This is a genomic window from Streptococcus sp. SCPM-O-B-15304 (M98) (genome assembly GCF_058200215.1).
Window position 1 is genome coordinate 1 of sequence record NZ_JBYQGQ010000055.1, and the last position, 263, is coordinate 263.

The 263-nt window shown below is 49.4% G+C and carries 1 protein-coding gene; it reads right to left on the reverse strand.

Going from position 1 to position 263, the window contains the following annotated elements; translation table 11 throughout:
* A partial coding sequence (locus AC3E7H_RS10040; protein ID WP_490676522.1) for a hypothetical protein occupies positions 1-263 on the reverse strand: 263 nt, incomplete at both ends.

A 263-nucleotide genomic window follows, 5' to 3' on the forward strand; every position in this document is an offset into this window, starting at 1 on the left:
TACATCCGCTTCAACAAGCGCAAGCACATCAGCAAGCACATCAGCTTCAACAAGTGCAAGTACATCAGCAAGCACATCCGCTTCAACAAGCGCAAGTACGTCAGCAAGCACATCAGCAAGCACATCAGCAAGTACGTCAGCTTCAACAAGTGCAAGCACATCAGCAAGCACGTCAGCGTCAACAAGCGCAAGCACATCAGCAAGCACATCAGCAAGTACGTCAGCTTCAACAAGTGCAAGCACATCAGCAAGCACATCAGCAA